Consider the following 24415-nt stretch of genomic DNA (forward strand, 5'->3'; position numbering starts at 1 on the left):
CCTGGTGCTCACAACATATTCAGAAACCAATTAGAACAAAAATCTATGAGCCAACCGCTCTATTCTCGACAATAACTCAGGCATATGAACCGGTTTCACTACATAATCATCGGCACCCATCTGCAGGGCATGTACAATATCCGCCTGATTATTTCTTCCCGTCAGCATGATCACTAATATATTTACTTCCGGATACGTTTTGCGGATTCTTTCCAGAACTTCTACTCCATCCAGATCAGGCATCACACCATCCAGCAAAATAATATACTTCTCATCCACGGCATACCAATCCGATTGCAGGAAATCAAGCCCATTCGCATAGCTGCTAACCTTCACCTCAGCAATATTATCCGGCTCCCAAATGGCGAACTGACTGGTCACAATTCTACGAATTAGCGTATCATCATCTACAACAATCACATTCAGAACCGAATGCTTTTTAGTAGTGGATAAATGGTCCGAATAAAGCGTTGTCTGATTCCTTCCAGCATGCTTACTGGCATAAAGAGCCTGATCTGCTTCCTCAATCAATTTATCGGCTATATTCTCGGCATCTGTTACCTCAGAAATCCCGCTAGAGATGGTCACATGAAAGATTTCATTTTTCGCAAAAAAGTCAGTAGCCGCAAACCGCTCTTGAATACGCTGTATAACCAACATTGCAGATTCCGCATCCGTGTTAGGTAAGAACACTGCAAACTCTTCTCCCCCATAACGGCAAAAGGTATCCTCCAGACGGATGGAATTCTTCACAAGCTCGGAAAAGCCCTGCAGAACTTCGTCTCCGATTAGGTGACCATATGTATCATTAACGTTTTTAAAATAATCCAAATCAATCAGCGCTAACGAAAATACGCGGTTGGTCCGCTTAAAATCACCAATCAACTGCTTCATGACCTGATTAAAGTGTTTGCGATTGAATGCGCCGGTCAAATCATCCACGATGATGGACTCCTGCCATTCTCTCTTAAGCTGAAAGCGATTTTTGATCAATACCAGAAATAAATCAATATCTACAGGCTTCGGTAAAAAATCCATCACCCCCAGCGAATACGCATGCATTTGCGTCGCTTTGGAGTACTCCCCACTTATAATGATAATGGGAATTCGTTCTTTTTTAGCCTTGCCGATAATTTGGTTCAACACCTCAATCCCACTTTTATCCGGTAAAAGAATATCCAGCAGAATGAGATCTGGTTTCGTTTCATAAAAGATTTTGAGTCCCCGTTCAGCAGATAAGGCTATGCTTACATAGTAATTCTGCTTCTCCAATGACTCTTTCAGATAAGCAACTAACTCTACATCGTCGTCGATAAGAAGAATATCATTCTGCGTGAGCGTCTCAGCAGGTCCCTTTTTATCCAATGCTTTAACAGAGCTTGAAGCTGCCAATGAATGGACATTAAACAATGGAATCAGTGGATATAAATAATCCCCCCATTCCTCAACCGACCAACTCTTAAGACTGCTTTCCATGAAATAGGGCAGCGTATCCTCGGCAAATTGTTCGACATCTGGTAATCCGACAGTTCCAGCAGTGCCTTTTAAATTATGCAAAAAACGATAAATGTCCTTTTCCTTCACTTCCGCCTGTTCCGTCCATTCCTGGAGGGTCATCTTCGTTCTTTGCTCAACCATGTCTTTATATTTTTGTGTAGTCATATTTACTCCTTCAGACTATCATATCAAACTCTCAGTTCATCACATTTTTTATAGGCTGTCAAATGAATTTTCTATAATTTCAGCTGTCAAAATAAATATTTAATCAAACTGACAAAAAACCTTTGGTTGAAGCTTGTTTCATCATTTGCAATAATAGTTGGAATGGTTCATTCCGTATACACGGTGAAATCAATAAATACAAAGGGAGGCTGTATTCATGAAGGGAATTATTACTGTATTGGGAAAAGATAAAGTAGGGATTATTGCTAAAGTATGTACATATCTAGCCGAACACAATTTGAACATTCTGGATATTTCGCAGACGATCGTTCAGGATTATTTTAACATGATGATGATTGTAGACATTTCTAGCTCAACTAAAGCTTTTGAGAATATCGTAGAGGAATTACATTTGCTTGGCGAATCGATTGGCGTGGAAATCAAGCTTCAGCATGAGGATATTTTTAATATTATGCACCGAATCTAGGAGGATGGCTGACCATGATATCACTAGTGGAAGTACAAGAAACGAATAAGATGATTCGTGAAATGAATCTGGATGTGCGTACCATAACAATGGGGATCAGCCTCATGGATTGTGCCCACACGGATATGCGCACCTTTAATCAAAATGTATATGACAAAATCACCAGATCCGCTGAAAAGCTCGTAAAGACGGGTGAAGATCTGGAAAGACAATTTGGGGTTCCTATCGTTAACAAACGGATTTCTGTCACACCCATCGCTATTGCCGCTGGTGCGGTGAAGACAGATACCTATGTACCTGTTGCTGAAATCCTGGACAAGGCTGCAAAAGAGGTAGGCGTTAACTTTATTGGCGGCTTCTCTGCACTTGTACAAAAAGGTTGCACCAAAGGCGATCGTATTCTGATCGACAGTATTCCTGAAGCATTGGCAGTCACTGAAAGAGTCTGCTCCTCGGTCAATGTCGGTTCCTCCAGAAGTGGAATCAACATGGATGCTGTGAAATTAATGGGCGACATTATTATCCAAACTGCAGAACGCACCAAGGATCGGGATTCCATCGGCTGCGCCAAGCTGGTAGTCTTCTGTAATGCAGTCGAGGACAACCCTTTTATGGCCGGAGCATTTCACGGGGTTGGGGAGCGGGAATGTGTCATCAACGTTGGCGTCAGCGGTCCTGGTGTAATCAAACGTGCGCTTGAAGAGGTTCGAGGGCAGGATTTTGAAACCTTATGTGAAACCATTAAACGGACAGCCTTCAAAGTCACACGTGTCGGTCAGCTAGTTGCTCAAGAGGCTTCCAAACGGATGAATGTTCCTTTTGGGATTATCGATCTATCCTTAGCCCCTACTCCAGAAATCGGAGATTCCATTGCCGAAATCTTTCAAGTCATGGGTCTGGAGGAAGCTGGCGCACCGGGAACAACCGCTGCTCTGGCGATCCTAAATGACAATGTTAAAAAAGGTGGCGTGATGGCCTCCTCCTATGTAGGTGGCCTTAGTGGAGCCTTTATTCCAGTCAGTGAAGATCACGGCATGATTCAAGCCGTTCAGCGGGGTGCCCTTACACTAGAGAAACTGGAAGCTATGACCTGTGTTTGTTCCGTGGGACTGGATATGATAGCTATCCCAGGAAGCACCACCAAGGAGACCATTTCCGGTATCATCGCGGATGAAGCTGCAATTGGCATGGTGAATAACAAAACCACTGCGGTTCGCGTGATTCCAGTAATCGGCAAGGACGTAGGTGAAATGGTCGAATTTGGCGGCCTGCTCGGATATGCACCAGTCATGGCAGTGAACGGCTTCAACTGCGCGAACTTCATTAATCGTGGCGGACGAATCCCAGCTCCAATTCATAGCTTTAAGAATTAATAGAAACCTCAAACAGCAAGTCCCTATTTGTACTTAGGAGACTTGCTGTTTTTTATTAATCTGATGCTGAGAATGTTAGTTTACCTTGATTAAGCCCGTTGGATGCCAATATTAGGTGTTCCGCCAGTCAAATCGATAAATAATACATAATCATTTCCATCTGTGCCCTTCAGCACGAGACCAGTCTGACCTACAGCACCTACAGAAAAGTATCGAACTTGTTGCAGGCTGGTAGGAGCGCCTGGTGGCAATGTTGCTTGGTTCGTAGCGATCAACCGGGTTGCAGCTCTAATGGTGCCTGCCCCGCTAATTTCACCGGTTACCCCCAGATGACCAAGTATGGATTCACTGCCGTTCACATTTAGGCTTCCCATTATGGTCTGACTACCATTCAAATGCAGATTCGAATCGATAGTCTCATTTCCATTAACGTGCAGATCATTTTGAATGGTCTGACTTCCTGTAACTAGAACGTTATCGAAGGTTGGCAAGGCGATCATCCCTTTCAGGTTTTATAGCATATCTTATGTTAAACAAGCCAGCCCTGTCATAGATAGATATACAGCTTTCACTAAATCCGCTTTTTATCTTCAGGGCTCTGATTAATGGTCTTATACCTAAAGTCAAAATAACCCCCTACACATATAATGATTAGCAAGACTCGGTGCTAGAGCGGACGACTGGCTCCACAGAATACAGGAGGAATTATGAAGAAGACAGCTAATAGGCTCACTCCTGAAAGGCCTTCAAGTCACGAAGTCACCATCAGCCAAGTTAATCCATCGCAACACCATAACCTCATCCTTGAGATGAACTCTTATAGAGCAGAGCCGCTGCAACGGGAACTCAAGCAATTAAGAATATTGCTGCTGGTTCCTACAGAGGCCAGCGATAAAATGCCTAATGTACGACTTTTTAAAGATCAACTAAGGCATTTGGTCAAAGAAGTACTTGCTATTAAATTCCAGCATAATCTGGAGGAATATTTAGCCCATTTTCAACCTGATCTAATATTAGCTCTAGGATCGGAGACTCTATTTCCGGAGGAGAACCTCCCTGCTCTGAAAACTTCCAACGTTCCCAAAGCGGTATGGATGGCAGATGCAGCTTGTCTTACTCCAACAGAACGTAATCTGGCATTGTTATTCGATTATATTTTCACACAGAACATAGCTAATCTGATCTATTATCAGGGTTTATGGGGCAAGCATTCCAGTTATCTCCCATATGCTGCGGATACGGATCTCTATTATCCAAGACGTGTGGAGGACTGTTATCAGAGTGACGTACTCATTCTCGGCGATTTTCAAATCGATAGTGTGCTTTACACGTTGGCGTATTCAGACCTGCTTCAAGGCCTTAAGGTAATGATCGCCGGGCGTGGTTGGGACCCCCCCAGAAATTTCCTGGATATCACCCATAGTAAAGATATGTCCAGTTATTATAATGGAGCAAAAATCGTCATCAATTGCACTGGTTCTATGCAGCAGATTATGGAGGTCACCGCTTGCGGTGTATTTCAGTTAGTGGAGGATCATCCCCATCTTCATAATTACCGAATTGCAGAAGAAGATCTCATTCGTTTCCAGAACTTCAAAGAGCTCTCCGAAAGCTTTAAGCACTATTTTTCACATAGTGAAGAAAGGAGAATTTCTGCCTCTCGTGCTCTAAAGGAACTTAAATATAACCATTCTTATATCCAGCAAGGAAAGTTACTGCTGAGAAAAATATTCAAGGAACCATAGGGGGTGGCATGACTTGAGATGCATTGCTTTTGTATTGCCTCAGTTTCATCAGATCACAGAGAACGATTCCTGGTGGGGTGAGGGTTTTACAGAATGGACAAATGTCAGGAAGGCTGCAGCCCTTTATCCTGAACATGATCAGCCCAAGAAGCCATTAAATAATAACTACTATGATTTAACGGATCCTAAAGTGAAACAATGGCAGGCAGAGACTGCAAGGGCTCATGGCATTTACGGTTTTTGTTATTATCACTATTGGTTTAATGGCAGGCGACTACTGGAACAACCGGTTCAGCAGATTCTTGCGAGCAAAGAGCCTGACTTCCCCTTTTGCCTTTCTTGGGCTAACGAACCATGGACACGTAGCTGGGATGGCACCGAAGAGGATGTACTGATGCCACAGGAATACGGAGAAGAACGGGATTGGCGAATGCACTTTTTTGCGTTGCTGGAAGCCTTCAAAGATGATCGTTATATCCGGGTGGAAGATAAGCCTGTCTTTATCATTTATAGATCTGCTAGTATCCCGCGCTGTGAAGAAATGCTTCAATATTGGCGCGAATTGGCTCTGCAGAACGGACTTAAAGGACTTCATCTGGTCCGGACACTGGGCGGTTTCCCCCTACAGAAAGAGCAAGGATTCGATGCCAGTCTGGAATTCGAGCCGCATTACACATTCGCACATGGCGGGGTTAAGCATTTATGGAGCTCAAAACAGGTGGAGGATCAGAGGCATATCGTAATTGATTATGATGAGTTATGGGAATCCATGTTGGAACGGACACCCCATAGGGACGGAGAAATCATATATCCGGGAGCCTTTGTCAACTGGGATAACACACCACGGAAAGGCCCTGCCGGACAAAGCACCTTAGGTGCTAATCCTCAAAAATTCGGCCAATACCTTTCACGACAAATTGAGCGCGCCAAAAAAATGTTCAAAAGTGAATATATTTATATCAACGCCTGGAATGAATGGGCTGAAGGCGCCTATCTGGAACCGGATGAGCGTTATCAATATCAATACTTGCAAGCCGTTAAGGAAGCCCTACAATTTCATCACAAAGAAGATCCTTCTTAGCCGTAGCGCCAGAAGGATCTTTTTCATTTTATGTTATCTTTCCGATGACTGCACTCTGGCGCTTCTTGCACTCACCAATCTCCAGCCAGTTAATAAAGCAGCCACTAGACATATGGATGCCGAGGTTACAAACACTACATGCATACCCTCGATAAATAACTCTGGCCGGCCGGGAACTAACCCTGTCACTCTATAGCCGGCTTTACTGCTCATCACTTGAAAAAGAATTGTAGTAGCAATTGTAATGCCGACAACCATACCGACATTACGAACTAACGAATTGACACTACCCGCAGAACCAAGCTGTGTTCTTGGTACCTTAGACATAACAAGCGAGTTGTTCGGCGATTGAAACAGGCCACTTCCTATACCCAGCATAGCGATCCACACACCTACCAGCACAACAGAACTTCCTACATGAAGCTGTGCTAATCCGAACTGTGCAATAACCATGACCACCAGCCCCGCAAAAGTCAAAAATTCAGAGCCTATTTTATCCGATAGCGCACCACTCATTGGAGCCACGACTACCATACATATCGGCAACAACATTAACAAGAAGCCTGCATAGAATGGCGATAAATTAAGCATGTTCTGTGCATAAAACGGCGCGATAATATTGAAGCAGAAATTCGCTGTAAATACGAGAAAACCACATAATATACTTAAAGAAAACAACGGATTCTTAAATAATGACAGCTGCAACAACGGTTCTTTTCTACGAAGCTCCGTCCATATGAAAGCAATGAAGCTGACGACAGCAACAATTATTGATGTAACAATTAAGCTGTTACCATACCCTAGCTGTTGTCCTAGTAATAATCCTGCGAACAAAGTAATAATAAAAACAGCGAACAGTAAACTGCCCGGCACATCAATCGAAGATTTCACTCTCGTTAAATCCTTAGGCAATACCTTCCAGCCAAAAAATATAGCGATCAGACCAATAGGCACGTTAACCCAAAAGATATACTCCCAGCCTAAGGTGGAAACCATAATCCCGCCTAAACTTGGACCAGCTATACTTCCCAGAGACACGAATGTACCAATGAAACCAAGGGCTTTACCACGCTCCGTGGCAGGAAAGATATCCGTAACAATTCCCTGACTGTTCGCCATGGTCATCGAAGCACCCAAGGCTTGAATAACACGCGAAGCGATCAAGGCTGGTAAACTTACACTAAGCCCACACAGCATAGATCCAATAACAAATATAATGGTGCCAATCTTAAAGATTCGAATCTTTCCTACGATATCTCCAAGCTTGCCGAAGAAAAGTATCGCTGCACAGATCGCCATTAAATAACCTGTAGTTACCCATTCGATTTGCGCCATGGGCAACTTCAGTTGTTTGGATAGCTCAGGCAGAGCAATATTGACAATACTACCATCAAGGGTGGACATAAACGTAAATATATTCAGAACAATTAAAATCATCCAGCGCTTCTTCTGAATTTCTTTATCCTCCTGGTAGGTTGCACTTACAGAACTCATAACTAACACCTCATTAAATATTAATAATCACCGTTTAGTTGCGCACGCAACCAAACTCGCCATACCCAGTGTACAACAATTTAGTTGCGTGCGCAACGACTTTATTGTACACTTTATTTCAAGGCAAAAAATGAGCGAACTTATAACCCAAAGAGGTGTCTATATTGGCAAGAGAGCCTATCGGGAAGCTAATTTCCCATCTTCACCGTCAAAATCAAAAGAAACTGGTTAAGCAGTTTGTCCCTTATGGAATCGGTAGTGGTGGACAGCATAGCTTTCTTAAATTGATTCTTTCTCGGCCAGGCATTACTCAGGATCAGTTAACTGCCGAATTGAAGTTCGATAAAGCAACTACAGCACGTTCTGTGAAGCAATTAGAGAATTCGGGGTATATCGAGCGCAAAGACGATCCTAATGATCGACGCTCCCACCTTCTATATCCTACCCCGAAAGCCATCGATTTCTTCCCAGTTTTACAGTCCATCTTAGATGAATTTAATAAAAGCCTTGTGGGCCATTTAACCGATGAAGAAGTAGAGCAACTACATTTCCTGCTGCAAAAAATCAGTACAAACGAAGAATAGAACATAAGAAAAAGGATGTCCCAAAGCCACTCGGCTGTTGAGGCATCCCACTTTTACGTTTACTTTTGCTTTACAATTTCAGCAACTTCTTCCGTAATCTCTTCCCCGCCCATACTCTTCCATTTAGCTACAAACACATCAAAATCACTAAGCGGTGAATCACCCACAATAATATTTAAGAACGTCTCATTCTCCAGATTCTGCAGTTCCGGCCATTTGGTCTTCATAAGTCGGGTGTTCCCATAAAAGACCCCACGCACTCCCTCTATAGCAGTTGAGGTTAACACAGCTACTCCATATTTATACGCATTCGCTGCTTTCCAGCCTTCAAGATCTTTTTTGGGCTGCTCTGTTTCCGCTACCCATTGATCATAAATGAGCCGGGTATCAGAATTTAATGTATCCGGGTCTATCTTTCCGTGCAAAGCCTGCTGGATATCAGCATAATGTTTCTCAATCGCATCCCTATAATCTATCAAAAGATCGAACGGATAATAAGCACGCAGCTGAATGCCTGTCTGCGCAGAGAAATCACCCAGCTTTTTTACCTCCTCTTGATTAGGATCCTGTCTTCTTTCGAGTCTTGTAAACACGTTCAATTGCTTGATTACAGCCTCTGGATGTTCAAACCCTTTACGCACAACAAGATATCGATCTGTTACCGGAGCCAAATGAGCGACAAACTTACCGGAATCATCAACTGGAGCTGCATATGCTCTCCATTCTGCCTTCGTATCCAAAGCCACTGCCTCTGACAAAGGATAATAAGGCATCCACCAAGGACCAAAAAACATCCCTGATTTACCTGTAATAATAGGCTCCTGAGTTTCCTTATATAGTGCAAAGTCCGGATCCAGCAACCCGTGTTTATACCAATCAGCAAGTTTAGCAAGCGCTTGTTTGGTTTCTGGTGTAATGGAGCCATACACGATATTTCCGTTGTTATCCTTAATCCAATTCGTGGGGAAAGCATGAAATGCACTAAAAACAGCATCCAGACCATTAACTAATGGTTTAGTTCCATATACGATATTTTTGTAGCCGCTTAGACCGACGGTATCTCTTTTTCCATTCCCGTCAGGGTCTTTTTCAATAAAAGCTTTGGCAATTTTCTCGATGTCTTCAAAAGTTTGTGGAGGTCGCAGCTCCAGCTTCTCCAGCCAATCCTGACGTACCCAGAGCAGCACGGGAGAGTCTGCATCAATAGCTACATTCGGTAATCCATATAATTTACCGTCGCGGGAAGCGTCCTCTAATGCCTCTCCCTTTGTAGAATTGTACATATCCTTGATAAGTTCAGATCCATATATTTTATATGTCTCTGTCAAATCTTCAATCATGTCATTATCAATTAATTTCTTCAATTGATCCCGATCCACAACCATGGCATCAGGCAAATCGTTGCTATCAATGGCAAGCTGCACCTTTTGCGTAAAAGCATCCTCACCCTTCGCTTCCCAGGAGTGAACCACTTTGATATTCGTAATGCTCTCTAAATAACGGGTGATTGGATTGTTATCGTTGCTGTCACCTGTATTAAGTCGCGAGTCGGGAACCTTAAATCCCACCCGGATCACAATCGGATCCTCATATTTACTATAAGCGATAGAAGTATCTTCATCCCCTGCCTGAGGGCTTGCAACTGAATCTACAGTACTGATATTGTCACGACAAGATGTCATTCCAATGACCATAAACACTAGAAGGATAGATTTCCAAAATTTCATATTTGGTTTTTCCCCTCCGCACGGAATTCACTTGGTAATTTACCAATACGTTCTCTAAACAATCTGCTGAAATAACGATCATCCTCAAAACCGGACCGCGAAGCAATCTCACAGACGGGAAGTGTAGTCTCCAGCAGCAGTGATTTGGCAAGCTCCAGCCGCATTCCCCGTAAACATTCACCAAATGTCTCTCCGGCAAAACGAGCGAAACATTGGCTGAAATAACCACGGCTCATATTAATGACGGCTGCTACGTCGCTCTGATTGATTTTGTCACCTGCATGGCTCTGCATATAACGAACTGCGCGAATAAGACAAGACATAACCTCTTTAGTTAATCCAAGCTCCAGCATTCTTCGTCCCACATGATCAGAAAATCGCCGCAGCCAGTTCTTCCAATGACACCAGTTCAGATTATGGGAAATGTCCCTTTCCAGTTGAGCAGCATCTTCAGGCTTTAATAGTAAAGAACTCCAGCTTTGTATTAGAGAGTGTGCAAACGCCAGAAACTGATCAGAACGGGGTTTCTGCTGAAGTATGTTTGCTACAAATTTCTCCCACTCATTTCCATCAATTGTCCACTTCAAATTCTGTGCTTGCTCCAGCAGATTATCCGCCTCTTGTTTTGAATAGGGAGCCCCTGGTTCCTTCTTTATGTCTTCATATTTCAATGAGGTCAAATCCTCAGGTTCAGGATGATAAAATAGAATACGGCGTAATTTCGCAGTGAGCTGTTCCTCTAATTCCTGTAACGGTTGATCTCTCAATCCACTGATCAGCGCGGTCTGCCATCGTCCGGATAGCTGGATCTTTAGTTCACGTTTGCTCTCATCTATTGAGAAACGATGCAATAAGGGCGACATCCACATCTCATGAAAAGTAATAAGCGGATTATTTTTCACGCTGGACAGCTGAAATAATTCTTCTTCATTGCATTGATGATTTTGGGGCAAATACAGCAGAGCTTTATCAGCAGCCATACGTTTACTTTCCCCACGAACCAGAGCATCCCGAGTATTGTCCTCCCATTTAATGCGATCGACAAGACGTCTGATAGTATCATCCGCATTTTCCATCTCAAGCAGTGTTTTTACAATATAGTCAACGGCTCCTAAACGCATAGCCTCCTGAACATAGTCAAATTCATGATGACAAGTAAGGACAACACAGCGAATACCTGCGAAACGTTGTCTAACCATTTTAATGAGCTCGAAGCCTGAAATGCCTGGCATGGTCAAATCCACAAATAATAAATCTACTTCCTGCTGTTGAAGCAGCTCCAAAGCAGATTTACCATCACCTGCCTCCCCAACTATAACAATCCCTAAGGATGACCAGTCGATCAGGGATATGAAGCCTTTTCGCACGAGTCTCTCGTCATCGACAACTACAGCCTTAATCATCGAAGTCCTCCTTACCTTTCCTCGGAATCACAATGGATACAACCGTACCTTCTCCTGGCTTACTGAACATCTCTAGCTTCATTTGTTCTCCATAATAGGTTCTAAGCATCCGGTTCACATATGAAAAACCAATTCCAAGTCCCCGTTTTTTCGCTCCATCATCAGACAACAGCTGATCTAATGTATCTGCATCCATCCCAGCGCCGTTATCTTTTACACATAACTGAACTTCTCCTTCACCATGTTTCGTTATCTCAACATCTACCTTGCCATTATCGCTTAATCCATGATAAATCGAGTTCTCCACCAGAGGCTGAAGCAAAAATCTCGGGACTGCCACAGACAATACATCCTCATCAGCTTCAACGTTAAATTCAAATTCATAATCATAACGGATACGCTGCAGCTCCATATAATTTCGAATCGCTTCAATTTCCTCGCCAATGGTAACAATGATGCTTTGCTTGCCCAAATTATAATGCAGCACCTTTACAAGAAGAGTGACCAGCTTGTCGATCTCCTTCTGGCCGTTTAGCCGGGCCATCCACTGTACCGTATTTAAGGTATTATGCAAAAAATGAGGATTGATCTGGCTGAGCAACTTCTCAATCTCAAATTGGCTTTTCTGTTTCTCATTATGGGCAACCGCAACAATCAGCTCATTCACCTGTTTTTTCATCTGCTGAAAGTTGGTAAGCACGAAATCAAATTCTTCCACATTCGTATAGGCTACCGGAGCGGTAACATTTTCCGCCATTCGGTTGATTTCAAGGTTGACCTTACGCAACGGACCATAAATTTTCATCCAGATGATCCAAGCCAGAAATCCGGCAAAAAGAAGGGTGGAGAAGGCAAGTAAGATCATTTTATAAAACCAAGAATAAATTTCACTGTTGAATTCAGATTTTTTCACAACGGCAATAAGCTTCCAGCCCTGAGGACTCGCGTAACGAAACAGATGATATCCACTAAGCGTTTCATGAGTGAGATTAGAGTTGCTTCCCGCAGCTTTAATAATACTTAGCGGAAGTTTGCCATCGATCACTTTTGTACTATTACCTTGCTGATTGACCAGCAGATGATTTACTTTCATCCCGTAGGACTCCTGATTGAAGATTTTGCGAAACAAACTATAATTCGTCTCCAAATAAATATAAAGCTTATGCTGGCCCGGCACACGGACAATCCGCTGCTCCGAGAACACGAGATTATCACCAACAGCGTACATAGTGGGATGTGGTCCATAATAGTCAGCCCCGTTATATCGCATAAAAGACGGCAATGTACTGATATCAAAATTTCTGCGTGCGCTCATGTTGGTGAACAGAACGGGATCATCGCTGTCCGGCATAATGTAGGCTGTAAGTCCAATATAAGGGTTCGTAAAATTGACTAGATTGATCTTCTGGTTGATGGAATTCATCATTTGCGATTTGCGAAAAATTTGTTTTTCCTGAATAAATGAGGACATCTCCTGCACAATCTGCCCGTCCAGAGCAAACTGCTTGGAGGCAAAATCCATATTGTCGATGGCATTCTCCAGGCTTGAGGCTTCCTGTCTCAGACTAGCGCTGATCCCGTTGCCAATTTTACCTGAAAGGATGGAGTAAATAGAGGTGTAGGTTACGAATCCTACTAAGAGAAGCGGAAGTAGTGTTCCGATTACCAGATAGATAAATAAGGTATTGCGTAAGGATTTGACAGCTGGAGTATGACTCCGCAGGGGTACTCTTACCATCTGGATTATCCTCTTCTTTCTATCTGAAAGCGTTTTATATTAATGTGAGAATACCACATTTATCCTTAATTGAATAGAATAAGGCAGAACAGCCTCCACGCCGCCCCGCCTTATTTTATAGTTACTAGCCGTGTTTATTTAACGCTTTTACGGGCCTCGAACAATTCCTCAGCCTTTTTAATCGAGAAATCCATAACTTCGGAATAACCAAGACCATTTACCTTATCATGCATTTCTTTATTCAACTTATCATATTCCGCTTGATCTTTAGCAAAGACCATTTTCCAGGAAATCTGTTGAATAACCGTACCGATTTGTTTATTCTTTTGTTCCACTGTTTTATCCATGGTTAACGGCTCTTTGCCAGTGAAGCCTTGTGGTGCTACAGCCAATAGATTGTTTTTCTCAAAATACTCCTTAGGAGTCAGAACGCCCATTTTCGCTCTCCAGTCACTATCAAGCTTGGAAGGGTTACGTTCCAGGGTTGTTGTCCACAGATTATGATCGAATGGCTCACTATTCTCTGGATTCACCATCGCCGGAACCACAAACGAGAAGTTCATTTGATTGGAGCCATAGTAGTAGTCACCACCGCCGTATTCAGCAGGAACTTGAGTATTCTGTTGATCAGTATAAGCTTTCCAACCAAAATCAGTCACTGCAGGTTTGCCGTTTGCATCAATATCCCAAGTCAGACCTTGAGGTCCGTTAGGTACTGCTGTACCACTTCCTGCAGAAATCATTGCACCTTCCGGTGTGTACATCCAGTTAATGAATTCCATAATTCTAGCAGGTTCCTTAGCTTTTGCGCCGATTGCAATAATACCGTTACCACCGTAAACATTGAAGCCTGTGGAATACATCAATTCATCTTTGAACGGAACTAGCGCAAAACCTTTACCTTCGGCTGTTCTTTCTGGTGTATTGTAGTTAGCAGCTCCTAGCCATGGGAACCAAGAGAACAATAGACGACCATCTTTGTATTTCGCTACAACATCGTCGAATTTTTGCGTCATAGAGTCCGGATCAACCAGCCCCATTTGGTTAGCTTCAAAATACAGCTTGAGCGATTTCATGTACCAGCTATCTTCGGATAAAAAGTCATAATACTTTTCTTCATCTGCCTTAACATACACAGCAGTATCAGGAATTTCGTCATAGCCCATCATGTTTGCGAACTGTTTAGCCAATGTCATTTTATAGTTGCCATCCCAATCAGACCACATCGAGAAAGCATAGGTTTTTTTGCCTTGTTCGTTCTTAGGCTCGAGCTCTTGCATTTTTTTCAGCACAGGCAGATAATCTTCAATCTTTGTAATTTCTGGCGCTCCAATTTGTTGGTAAAGATCAAAGCGCAGGTCTGGACCCCAAGTCATATCTTTTCCTTCAGAAGGTCCGGATGGGTTAGAAGCTACGCTGTTCCCCATACCAAAGACTGATGATCCACCGCCAAAAGCTACCTTTGCTTTCTCAATAGCTTTTGGGAAAGTGCTAGAAATGTCTTTTCCGTATTTGTCCAAAAGACCGTCCTGTGTCCAGTCCAAGAGCAGCTTTCCTTTGATGGCATTTGGATAGTGGTTCTTGTCGTCACCGAAAATAATGATATCTCCAAGATCACCGGAAGCCATCATTGCAGAGATTTTGGTATCTCCACCAGTCAGGTTTGAAGCTACAATGTCCATTTCAATGTTGAACTTATCCTTGATGATTTTTGCAAACCATCCGGTCTGTGGACCGGCATAGTTAGCGGTTGTTGAGAATACAGTCAGCTTCAGCGGCTTGGAATGATCAAGCGCTCCGTCATCCGGTGCTGCTGTCTCCTCCGCCGGGGCATTTGTGGCAGCCGACGTAGGTTTCTCTGTGCTCGTGTTTTTGCCCGAATTAGCCGTATTATTCCCCCCGCCACATGCTGCAAGAACGAAGACCAGGATTACGGATAGCATGACAAGCGATGCTCTTCTTAATCTCATTGCTTTATACCCTCCCTTTCATCTCTTCACTTATAGTTCAACTCTGCTTATAGCAGAGGAAAACCCAGTTCTGGTCCAGAGCGGCCACCCATCAGCCTTTAACCGCACCAATCATAATTCCTTTGACGAAAAAGCGTTGGAAGAACGGATACACGATCAAAATCGGCAATACGACGATCATCGTTACAGTCATCCGCACAGAGGTTGGAGTCTGCATATTCGCTGCACTAGCGGCCATATCTGGCGAATTACGAATTAAGGCCGCGAGCGAGCTGGATTCGTTCAAATAACGCCATAATAAGAACTGGAGCGTAAAGTATTTCGTATCTGTCATTAGAAACGCCGTATCAATAAAGGCATTCCACTGATTCACCGCTGAGAAAATCGTAATCGTAGCCAAGATAGGTGTTGTAAGAGGAACAATGATACTCCAGAACACCCGGAAGTAACCTGCTCCATCCATTGACGCCGACTCCTCAAGTGAGGGCGGAATAGCCTCGACGAAGGTTTTGACCAAAATGATATTAAAAGGAGTAATAATGGTTGGCAAAATATAAGCCAGGTAGTTATTAGTCAGATGCAAGTTATGCATGGTGATATACCATGGGATCAGCCCTGCGCTGAAATACATCGTAACTACAACACTGCGGTACCAAATACTCCGGCCCCACATCTCCTTTTTGGTGAACAAGTACCCAAGGAATGCCGAAGACCCAACGGTGAGCAAAGTACCAACAACTGTTCTATAAATAGAGACTGTCGCCGCATGACCTAAACCACTGATTCTTAGAACCTTACTATAGTTATCAAAATGGATCTGCCTTGGATAAAATTTGATATACCCCGCTGCGCTAAGATCATTCGAACTGATCGTATTAATGAACAAATAGTAGAATGGATAAATGCATGACAGGGTGAACAATCCAAAGAGTGTGTAGATAATAATTTGAAAGATTAATTCTCCAGAAGTTAGTTTTTTCTTTCTCAAATGGGATCACCCCCGCCTTAAATGATAGATTCGTCACGCACCATCTTGGATAATGTGTTTGCCGCGAACAGTAGAATTACACTGACGACCGACTTCAGCATACTGACAGCTGTGGCAAACGGAAAGTTGTTAGCGAACGCAATATTGTATACATAAAGATCCAGCACTTCTATGGAATCTTTATTCATCGCATTTTGAAAGGCAAAGTACTGCTCCATCCCGTTATTGACTAGGTTACCTATGGAGAGCAGCAGTAGGACAAAGAAGGTTGGGACAAGACCCGGAATGGTAATATGCCAGATTTTACGGAACCGGCTTGCACCATCCACCTCAACGGCCTCGTACAATTCTTGATCAATGCCTGCGATTGCAGCAAGATAGAGAATGGCACCCCAGCCTAACGATTTCCACCAATACCAAATGATCATCGTGACCCAAATATTCGAGCTGGAGGCTAAAAAGTTATAACCTTCATCAACGATTCCAAGCTGCACTAAAATGTGCGTGATGACCCCGTTATCAACGGAGAACAACGAGAAAGCCAATGCATATACCAGAATCCAGCTGATAAAGTTCGGAATCGTGGTTAGCGTCTGCACCATCTTGCGATACCAGCCTGACTTAATCTCGGTCAGAAAAATCGCAAAGATCACTGGAAATATCGAGGTAATTAGTCCAAGTGAACTCATGGCAAGAGTGTTCTTCAGCACGCGCACAACCTCTGCGGTCTGTGTTGGATTGGATACAATCGTCTTGAACCATTTCAACCCGACATATGGCGTGTCAGACAACGGTATTCCGGGAATGAAATCATAAAATGCATAAATCCATCCGCTGATCGGCAGATAATAGAAAATAAAGGTGACAATAAGAAACGGAAAAGCCATGAAGAACAATTTATGTTTGTTCTTCATCTTCCAGCGGGATCGATGAACCGGATCGACGCTGGGAAGTAATTCACCAGAAGGTACCCCCATGTCGGAATCTCCTATACCCAGATTTTGATTACGTTTTCATAGTATCAGAACCATTATGTATGGCGAGATAGAACACAGAACGGCCTCACTGGAGAACCGTCTGATGCTTGTGAACCAAATTCGCATCTATTTCGACCATTTTCTACCTAATCACTGTGGGTCTAGTGATGTAGAGCCTACATGCCTTTTGGCTTATAAAAAGCGGCAGGATGACGGGAATTCCCCTCATCCTGCCGCTGAAAGAAATGGTTTCTAAGGGACGCTTGGGAGCTATGGGCAACTAGACCCTCCTCGTTCACTACATCAACTATGGTGCGTTTTGTCCTCTTCATCTGCTACATCAACTATGGTGCGCTTTGTCCTCTTCGTCCGCTACATCAACTATGGTGCGCTTTGTCCTCTTCGTCCGCTACATCAACTATGGTGCGCTTTGTCCTCTTCATCCGCTACATCAACTATGGTGCGCTTTGTCCTCTTCATCCGCTACATCAACTATGGTGCGCTTTGTCCTCTACATCCGTTATGGTCTTTCACACTTCATAGATCTCGCATCGGACCCAGATGCACTTATTTCCGGGATTCAGCGTTTTTCCTCGTGCTATTGGACTCAGGTGCAGCTATTCACACAAATATAGTTCAAATATGAGCAAATTCATGCCCATAAGAGCAATACAGTCCGAAACTACGGCAAAGTAGCTCAAAAATCAGCAATAGCGACTATACGGTCCGCAACACTCCACCCATCATTTTTTGGCACACTTCTATCTAGAATCCATCACATTTTCTTGTACTATCGGACTCATTCTAGAATCCATCACATTTTCTTGTACTATCGGACTCATTCTAGAATCCACCGCATTCCCTCATGCTATCGGACCCAGATGCACTTATTTCCGGGATTCAGCGTTTTTCCTCGTGCTATCGGACTCAGGTGCAGCTATTCACACAAATATAGTCCAAATATGAGCAAATTCATGCCCATAAGAACAATACAGTCCGAAACTACCGCAAAGTAGCTAAAAAATCAGCAATAGCGACTATACGGTCCGCAACACTCCACGCATCATTCTTAGGCGCACTTCTATCAAGAATCCATCACATTTGCTCAAGCTATCGGACTCATTCTTGAATCCATGACATTTGCTCATGCTATCGGACTCATTCTTGAATCCATCGCATTCCCTCATCTATCGGACTCAGATGCACTTATTTCCAGGATTCATCGCATTTACTCATCCTTCAACGCAGCTCCCTTACTTCGAGGGTTCATGCTCATTTGTACTCCCAACCACACATAAAAAAGCAGCCTCTCAAATGAGAAGCTGCTCCATCACTTTACAACCATAGTTTGTTTACACCAAATCACTGCATTCCGTATAATACGCACTATTTTCCGCTCATTATTCGAATGCCCAACGTCTTCCGCAAAACCTAATGCCCGGGCGTCTTAACTTCCCCCTCCGCGGAGGCATCCATTTTCTGACGCCCCATAAAAAAGGAAGCCAGCAAAGCTAATGCAGCTGGAATAACCGCCCAAGCGAAGGTGTTCGCAATGGAAGAGGAAAGTCCCTCTGTAATTTTGCTCAAAATTTCCGGTGGAATGAGTGCTCTAGTCTCAGGCGACAGCAGGGAATGCGGATCTTTAAAATCCATAGCCCCCACAGCCCCCGCAGAAGCAGCTCCTCCTCCATTTGCTGTGAGCAACTTAGTTAGACTGCCCGAGAAATAATGGCTTTGAATAATGCCAAATGTGGTAATTCCGATGGTCATGCCAAGCGAACGAATGAAATTTAGTGTTGCGCTGGCGGAGCCGCGTTGCTGCGCTGTCAGACCATGAATAGCTGCTGTGCTTAACACAGAGAAGGAAGCGCCGATGCCCAATCCGATTAAAATCATGTACAAGGTAACCAAGAGACGTGAAGCTTCCGGAGTAAGCGTTGCTACCAGTCCTGTGCCGATCACCAAAAGTACAAACGTAGGTATCAGCAGATTGCGGTAACTGGTTTTTGCCATCAGGAATCCTCCCGTTGTGGCGGTAATTACTGAGCCGACCATCATCGGCAGCAGGACAAGTCCTGAATTGGTAGCCGAACCCCCCAATACACCTTGAATAAAAATAGGAATGTATACGGAGGCCACGATAAATGCAGCACCGCTAAATAGCGCGCACAGAATGCTGACGGCGTACAGTCTTTTTTTGAATAAAGCAAAGGAAATGATCGGCTCTTTCGCTCTCGTCTCTACAAAAAGGAACACTGCCGCCAATATAGCAAAAGCTGCAAATAAGCCGAGGATCATCGATGAGCCCCAAGCGTACTCTTTTCCACCCAGCTCCAACGCAAACATTAAGCAGATGACAGAGCCCAGCAGTGTGCCCGCACCCAGCCAATCAATAGGTTGTTTAGAATGCTCGTGTGATTCTTTATAAAAGAATACGACCATCACAAAAGCCAACAGTCCAAGCGGCAAGTTAATATAAAATATCCACTGCCAAGCAATATGATCGGTGATATATGCGCCTAGCAATGGACCAAAAATACTTGATAATCCAAACACCGCACCAAATGCACCGCCCAGCTTGCCCCGTGTCTCCAGTGGTACGGCGTCGAACATTATGGCAAAAGCAATCGGCACTAGCGCGCCGCCTCCAATTCCCTGAACCGCCCGATAAGCAGCCAACTGAGTAATTGTATCTGCCGTCCCGCAAAGCGCCGAACCTGCCATAAATACAATAATCCCAAAAATAAAAAACTTTTTACGCCCATACATATCAGACAGCTTGCCAAAGATAGGCATCCCCGCCATCTCAGCTACAAGATAAGCTGATGTTACCCAGACAAATTTGTCCATACCGCCTAGTTCCCCAACAATATTGCCCATTGCTGTAGCAACGATGGTGCTGTCCATGGAGGCCATCAGTATTCCTAACAGCAGACCTGCGATAACAATGCCCAGATTGGGCGCTTTGGCAGCACTCATTTATTCCACTCCCCATTGTCAAAAGATCTATAACTATGTGTTACAACTTCACTTGATGCCTCACTATTGCATTCTTGTGAATCTCCAAAACACTACGGTATTCCACAGTATCAATCTCACAGTCCACACCGATGATTACCCGATCTCCTCTGACAATATTTGCTTTTGTATTATTCAGCTCTATCGTATCGCCTTCAATGAGCCCAGCCTCAAAAAGCACTTTAGGATTCTGCTTCATCAAATGCAGGAATTTTCCGGTCTTGCTTTTTTTGATCGTTAAAGCACTGCCTCCAACCTCTTTCGCTCTACTTATTCCATATAAATTGATCTCCAGTTGCTCCGCACTTAGCAGTCCTGCCACATTGAGAGCGCCCGAAATACGCAGATGTTCACCTTCACAATCACCATTGACCTCCAAATTACCATTAAGATGAATATCGTCGATTTTTACGGAGGTTGCTTTAATTTCACCCTGACCCCGCAAGGAATCCCCTTCAAGATTACCCAAAAGTGTCATCTCACCGGTTATTTTCATTTTGGTCATTAGCAGGTTTCCATCTACTCTGGCATTTCCAGTCAGGCTCAGCTTCTCACAATCTACATCACCTGCAAAATGACCTTCCCCAGTAACTTTAATGTCCCGAAAGAAGCCTCCCGCTGAGGTCGTTGTGCCTATTATTTTCAAATTACTCCGAGTTGTTTCTTCACTCACCGATCTTCTCCACCTTTCCAACCTTTGCTTCTGGATGTACTGTGATCTGATCACGATACTCTATCCGTTCGATAGTACAGCCTGGCCCTACAATCACAATATTGCCCCTGATAACATCCGCTATTGTATACTCTAAATCAATAAAATCTCCTTCAATAGTCCGAGCCCGCAGCTCCGATCTTAATTTAGGGATGATTCCACTTAACATTTTGCTCCAGACTCCACTATTCGTTTGCCGGATCACTAGACTCTCCACACCAATTTCATGCGCCTTTCCCTGCCCTTGCAGTTTGAAGTCTACATGTCCTGCACTAAGTAAACCTCCGACACTAAAGCTTCCTTCCCCCGCAAAATCCTCAAGCTCACAATCACCCTTGATATTCAGCATTCCATGAAGAGTGCAACTTTCTCCCCGAAAGCTCTCACCGACAGTAATCATTCCATCCACCTTTAGGGAGTTAAAACGCAAATGTCCCAGCACTTTCATCGTCCCATTGCATTCCGCTTCTTCCGCCGAGAGATCATTCTTCAAATTCATATGCCCATTTCCTTTAAAAATTCGCGTCACGATGGGTCCCGTTACTTTGCCTACACCATCGATTTGCACACTGTTATAAGTACCTCCTGCCCCCCCGCTGACTCCGTTTATAATCAGATCCGGCAGCTGTCGTTTATCCATTACAGTAACCCCCTATTCAACAAGCTTAAAAGCAAGCTTACCTTTCAATTGTTCTATTACATCTGCACTGAGTATTTTACTGACCAGCTTTACCCCTTCATCGAACCATAACTCCGCTGGTGCCTGAGCCAGAATAAAGGATGACACCCCCATTTTGCGGATAAAAAACAACTCCCAGCTTTCACTCTCAAGATTGGAGGCTTTATTCATTAAGGTTCGAAACAGGAGCTCTGCTTCCTCCATATTCATCTCCCCTGCACTAAGCAGGCGGTCTACAGCCAATAAATAAGTGAGCTGATCGAAGCTATATCCATTCTTGACACCAAGCCTCTCTCCAAATTTCCCCAGTGTCACTGACGAAACAATGTTACGTTCTATAATTTCCGCAGCAGATACACTTACTCTGTCAAAAGAAGCCTTATCTGACAGCTTATCAGCCATTTCATCCAAAGAAAGTCCATCTTTCATATTCACAATATTATCGATACGGGACAAGATCATGTCTTTTGGAAAAAAAGTCTCCTGTCCAGTAAACGTAGATTTACGGATAAACCATTCCTCTGGAATCAACTGCTTCCGCTTCCAGCGGTACAATTGCCCATAGGATATACCGGTTAATTCCAATAGCTGCTTCTTCGAGATCAAATCCTCTTCCATGCTTATCACTCCTTGAAGCCATCGTAACATAACACTGTTACGTTGTAAAACCAATAAAATAAACTCACCTCATACCTACCTACGCTAGTGACCATCGAGTCCTAACGTCTCCCCCAAAGATTTTAAAGCATACCTTAAGAGCAGACCTCCGTCTTGAGAAGGATTTAACGGTTATTCACTATTTTTCCCACAAAAAAAGACTGCCCCCGCCGCTTATAAATGGCAGCATGGAACAGCCTTCTCTTAGAATGATTTTTACGAACTGCTAATCTTACTGAACAAAAGTATAATGTGCTGAATCATATTGCGGGCCGGATTTCTCATAAGTGAACCAGTACTCAATACTGCTGCCAGCGCTTAATCCACTCACCGTCTGCTTCCATGTTCCTGAGTTATTAGTCATCCGGTAATTAAGCTGGGAACCACCGCTAATCTTGTAATGTACATCTACATAAAGAGCACTGGTTACAGGTGTAATATAGATACTCGCCTCTGTAGCAGAAAGTCTCGTTACCCCTGCTGTAAAGTCAGCCGTCACATGATCACCGCCTCCGCTGCCTCCAGTGGAATTAGTAGTAACTGTTGCGGTATTACTAGCGGAGGATAAATTACCTGCTGCATCCGTAGCTTTTACTGTAAACGTATAGGCTGTGCTTGGAGTAAGTCCACTAACAGTAGCTGTAGTTCCCCCCACAGTGGACACCTGCTGTGTTCCGCGATAAACAATATAACCTGTAACGCCAACATTATCGGTAGAAGCGGACCAGGTTAAGATAACTCCTGTATCCGTCTTACTGGTTACCGTTAGATTAGCGGGAGCGGTTGGCGCGGCTGCATCCCCAGTATTACCACCACCCGTCAAATATTGACCTGTGAATGGATTAAACCGGTGCAGGGACATTATTAACCAGCCTGTGCTGGAAACACAGTTTTGCTGCGCCATCACCCAATAACTGTTGCTGGACCCTTTCAGCGAGTAGGGAATACCCCCGAGCGAAGCACCGCTTGTGCCTTGTTTTTTAATAATCTCTGTATTAATGGCGTCTGCCTTTGAGGCATTGCCTTGCAGATAATAAGCGAGTGACATGAATGCGCTTCCTTCAAACCATACGTCAGCACCCGTATTGCCAATTTGATTTCCGTTATCGTCATACGCCGGCAATACTTCGTCTGTCCAGTCAAAATCGTATCCGGTGAGCGTATTCCCAGCATCATTGTAAGTAAGCGTCTGCTTGTAACGCGGATTTGCTAGTGTTCCCGGGGTGCCGGAGGCATTTTCCACATAGGTTAAGCTTGCGCCGTAGTTATGGGCCCCGGATACGCCTAAAGCTAACACTCCCCAAGGGTTCACGTCTAAAGGTATTTTGGGGTCGATCAGATTTGTATCGTTTTTCCAGCCCCCCTTGAAACGTTTGACAGTGTCATCCCACACATAATTATCCAGGAAGGTTTTGACTCCAGAAGCCGCACTGTTATAAGTGGCTGCCTTTGAGGAATCCACCGAAGCATAATACTGCAATACCCGGTAAATATCGATATTGTGCTCGGTTGAGCTCCAAGGCTCATCGGAATTACTCCAACCACTCCATCCTCCTGCAATACTGCCATTAGCCTTTTTATACTGTAAACTCCAATCGAGTGCTTTAAGTGCCATCGGACGATACCGTGTATCATTATATTGCTTCTCATAAGCCATAGCAGCCATTGCCATCCATACAACGGGTCCCACATGTTTACGGATTTCTTCTCCGAAGCCGTTGTTATACCAATAAGAATTCAGCCAGAAGCCGGAAGGATCTTGAATGTCCCGCATTTTGTTCAAAACCTGCTCTGCCCGCGTCCGTTCACCCTTTACAATAAAGGCGATAGCTGCAACCGCTTGATCATACGTGTATACAATCTGTTTGGGGTTGTTCGGTCCCCAGAAATCTTCAAAGCTATCTACCAGTCCCTCAAAAGCATACCCCGCTGTTGCATCCTGCTGGGCTTTCAACCAGATTAAAGCACGATTTGAAGCGTCACTTGCAGCATCTGCATTCGCTTTTCCACCAAAGGGTAGAGCTACCCCAAGCACCAGCAAACTTGTCATTAAGATCGAAAACAGCTTCCTCATCTTCATAACTTTCCTCCTCTTAATCATGATGAACTAGGCAATGAGA

At 43.9% G+C, this 24415-nt stretch carries 20 protein-coding genes; 5 read left to right on the top strand and 15 right to left on the bottom strand.

Features of this window, described 5'->3' with window-relative positions; all coding sequences use genetic code 11:
* Positions 1-30 precede the first annotated feature (30 nt).
* Positions 31-1662, bottom strand: coding sequence for a diguanylate cyclase (locus PODO_RS19495; RefSeq protein ID WP_038572367.1), 1632 nt, complete (start codon positions 1660-1662; stop codon positions 31-33).
* A 217-nt stretch (positions 1663-1879) separates the two neighbouring features.
* Between PODO_RS19495 and PODO_RS19500 the strand changes: the two genes are divergently transcribed.
* Together PODO_RS19500 and PODO_RS19505 are read left to right on the top strand one after the other, a co-directional pair.
* Entirely contained in the window at positions 1880-2149 is a 270-nt protein-coding gene (locus tag PODO_RS19500) for an ACT domain-containing protein (protein WP_036685776.1), read from the top strand.
* A 17-nt stretch (positions 2150-2166) separates the two neighbouring features.
* Complete coding sequence (locus PODO_RS19505) at positions 2167-3522, top strand: PFL family protein (protein ID WP_244886527.1); 1356 nt, start codon at positions 2167-2169, stop codon at positions 3520-3522.
* Between the two features lie 89 nt (positions 3523-3611).
* Here the strand turns inward: PODO_RS19505 and PODO_RS19510 are convergent, their stop codons facing one another.
* A complete protein-coding gene (locus PODO_RS19510; RefSeq protein ID WP_232061415.1) occupies positions 3612-4022 on the bottom strand; it encodes a hypothetical protein in 411 nt (136 codons plus the stop codon).
* A gap of 207 nt (positions 4023-4229) precedes the next feature.
* On the opposite strand from PODO_RS19510, the gene PODO_RS19515 reads away from it, so the two are divergent.
* Positions 4230-5267 (top strand): glycosyltransferase family protein, encoded by a 1038-nt coding sequence (locus PODO_RS19515; protein WP_052097164.1) that lies wholly within the window; start codon positions 4230-4232, stop codon positions 5265-5267.
* A gap of 13 nt (positions 5268-5280) precedes the next feature.
* Positions 5281-6348 carry a glycosyltransferase WbsX family protein gene (locus PODO_RS19520; RefSeq protein ID WP_036685768.1) on the top strand — a complete coding sequence of 356 codons (1068 nt, stop codon included), beginning with the start codon at positions 5281-5283 and terminating at the stop codon, positions 6346-6348.
* A 33-nt stretch (positions 6349-6381) separates the two neighbouring features.
* On the opposite strand, the gene PODO_RS19525 is transcribed toward PODO_RS19520, so the two are convergent.
* A complete protein-coding gene (locus PODO_RS19525) occupies positions 6382-7842 on the bottom strand; it encodes an MFS transporter (protein ID WP_038572373.1) in 1461 nt (486 codons plus the stop codon).
* Between the two features lie 164 nt (positions 7843-8006).
* Here PODO_RS19525 and PODO_RS19530 point away from each other — a divergent pair, with 164 nt between their 5' ends.
* Positions 8007-8426, top strand: a complete 420-nt coding sequence (locus PODO_RS19530) for a MarR family winged helix-turn-helix transcriptional regulator (RefSeq protein WP_036685765.1) — start codon at positions 8007-8009, stop codon at positions 8424-8426.
* A gap of 59 nt (positions 8427-8485) precedes the next feature.
* On the opposite strand, the gene PODO_RS19535 is transcribed toward PODO_RS19530, so the two are convergent.
* The 12 genes from PODO_RS19535 to PODO_RS19590 all read right to left on the bottom strand — a co-directional run bounded on the left by PODO_RS19535 (position 8486) and on the right by PODO_RS19590 (position 24375).
* Entirely contained in the window at positions 8486-10153 is a 1668-nt protein-coding gene (locus PODO_RS19535; RefSeq protein ID WP_052097169.1) for an extracellular solute-binding protein, read from the bottom strand.
* Positions 10150-11556, bottom strand: coding sequence for a response regulator transcription factor (locus PODO_RS19540; protein ID WP_038572376.1), 1407 nt, complete (start codon positions 11554-11556; stop codon positions 10150-10152). The genes PODO_RS19535 and PODO_RS19540 overlap by 4 nt, the downstream gene beginning before the upstream one ends.
* Positions 11549-13294, bottom strand: a complete 1746-nt coding sequence (locus PODO_RS19545) for a sensor histidine kinase (RefSeq protein ID WP_038572378.1) — start codon at positions 13292-13294, stop codon at positions 11549-11551. Before PODO_RS19545 ends, PODO_RS19540 begins: the two co-directional genes overlap by 8 nt.
* 134 nt (positions 13295-13428) lie before the next feature.
* Complete coding sequence (locus tag PODO_RS19550) at positions 13429-15264, bottom strand: type 2 periplasmic-binding domain-containing protein (RefSeq protein ID WP_036685758.1); 1836 nt, start codon at positions 15262-15264, stop codon at positions 13429-13431.
* Positions 15265-15355: 91 nt separating this feature from the next.
* Positions 15356-16252, bottom strand: a complete 897-nt coding sequence (locus tag PODO_RS19555; protein ID WP_036685756.1) for a carbohydrate ABC transporter permease — start codon at positions 16250-16252, stop codon at positions 15356-15358.
* Between the two features lie 17 nt (positions 16253-16269).
* A complete protein-coding gene (locus tag PODO_RS19560; RefSeq protein WP_036685755.1) occupies positions 16270-17229 on the bottom strand; it encodes an ABC transporter permease in 960 nt (319 codons plus the stop codon).
* Positions 17230-17405: 176 nt separating this feature from the next.
* Complete coding sequence (locus PODO_RS31740; RefSeq protein ID WP_155288155.1) at positions 17406-17561, bottom strand: hypothetical protein; 156 nt, start codon at positions 17559-17561, stop codon at positions 17406-17408.
* 1099 nt (positions 17562-18660) lie between these two features.
* Positions 18661-20208, bottom strand: coding sequence for an MDR family MFS transporter (locus PODO_RS19565; RefSeq protein WP_038572380.1), 1548 nt, complete (start codon positions 20206-20208; stop codon positions 18661-18663).
* Between the two features lie 40 nt (positions 20209-20248).
* Positions 20249-20920, bottom strand: coding sequence for a hypothetical protein (locus tag PODO_RS19570; RefSeq protein ID WP_038572381.1), 672 nt, complete (start codon positions 20918-20920; stop codon positions 20249-20251).
* Positions 20913-21599, bottom strand: coding sequence for a hypothetical protein (locus PODO_RS19575; protein ID WP_036685749.1), 687 nt, complete (start codon positions 21597-21599; stop codon positions 20913-20915). The genes PODO_RS19570 and PODO_RS19575 overlap by 8 nt, the downstream gene beginning before the upstream one ends.
* A 12-nt stretch (positions 21600-21611) precedes the next feature.
* Entirely contained in the window at positions 21612-22256 is a 645-nt protein-coding gene (locus tag PODO_RS19580; protein ID WP_038572382.1) for a YhbD family protein, read from the bottom strand.
* Positions 22257-22527: 271 nt separating this feature from the next.
* Entirely contained in the window at positions 22528-24375 is a 1848-nt protein-coding gene (locus PODO_RS19590) for a fibronectin type III domain-containing protein (protein WP_218918653.1), read from the bottom strand.
* Positions 24376-24415 lie beyond the last annotated feature (40 nt).

It is taken from the genome of Paenibacillus odorifer (assembly GCF_000758725.1).
Taxonomy (GTDB): Bacteria; Bacillota; Bacilli; order Paenibacillales; family Paenibacillaceae; genus Paenibacillus_AQ; species Paenibacillus_AQ odorifer.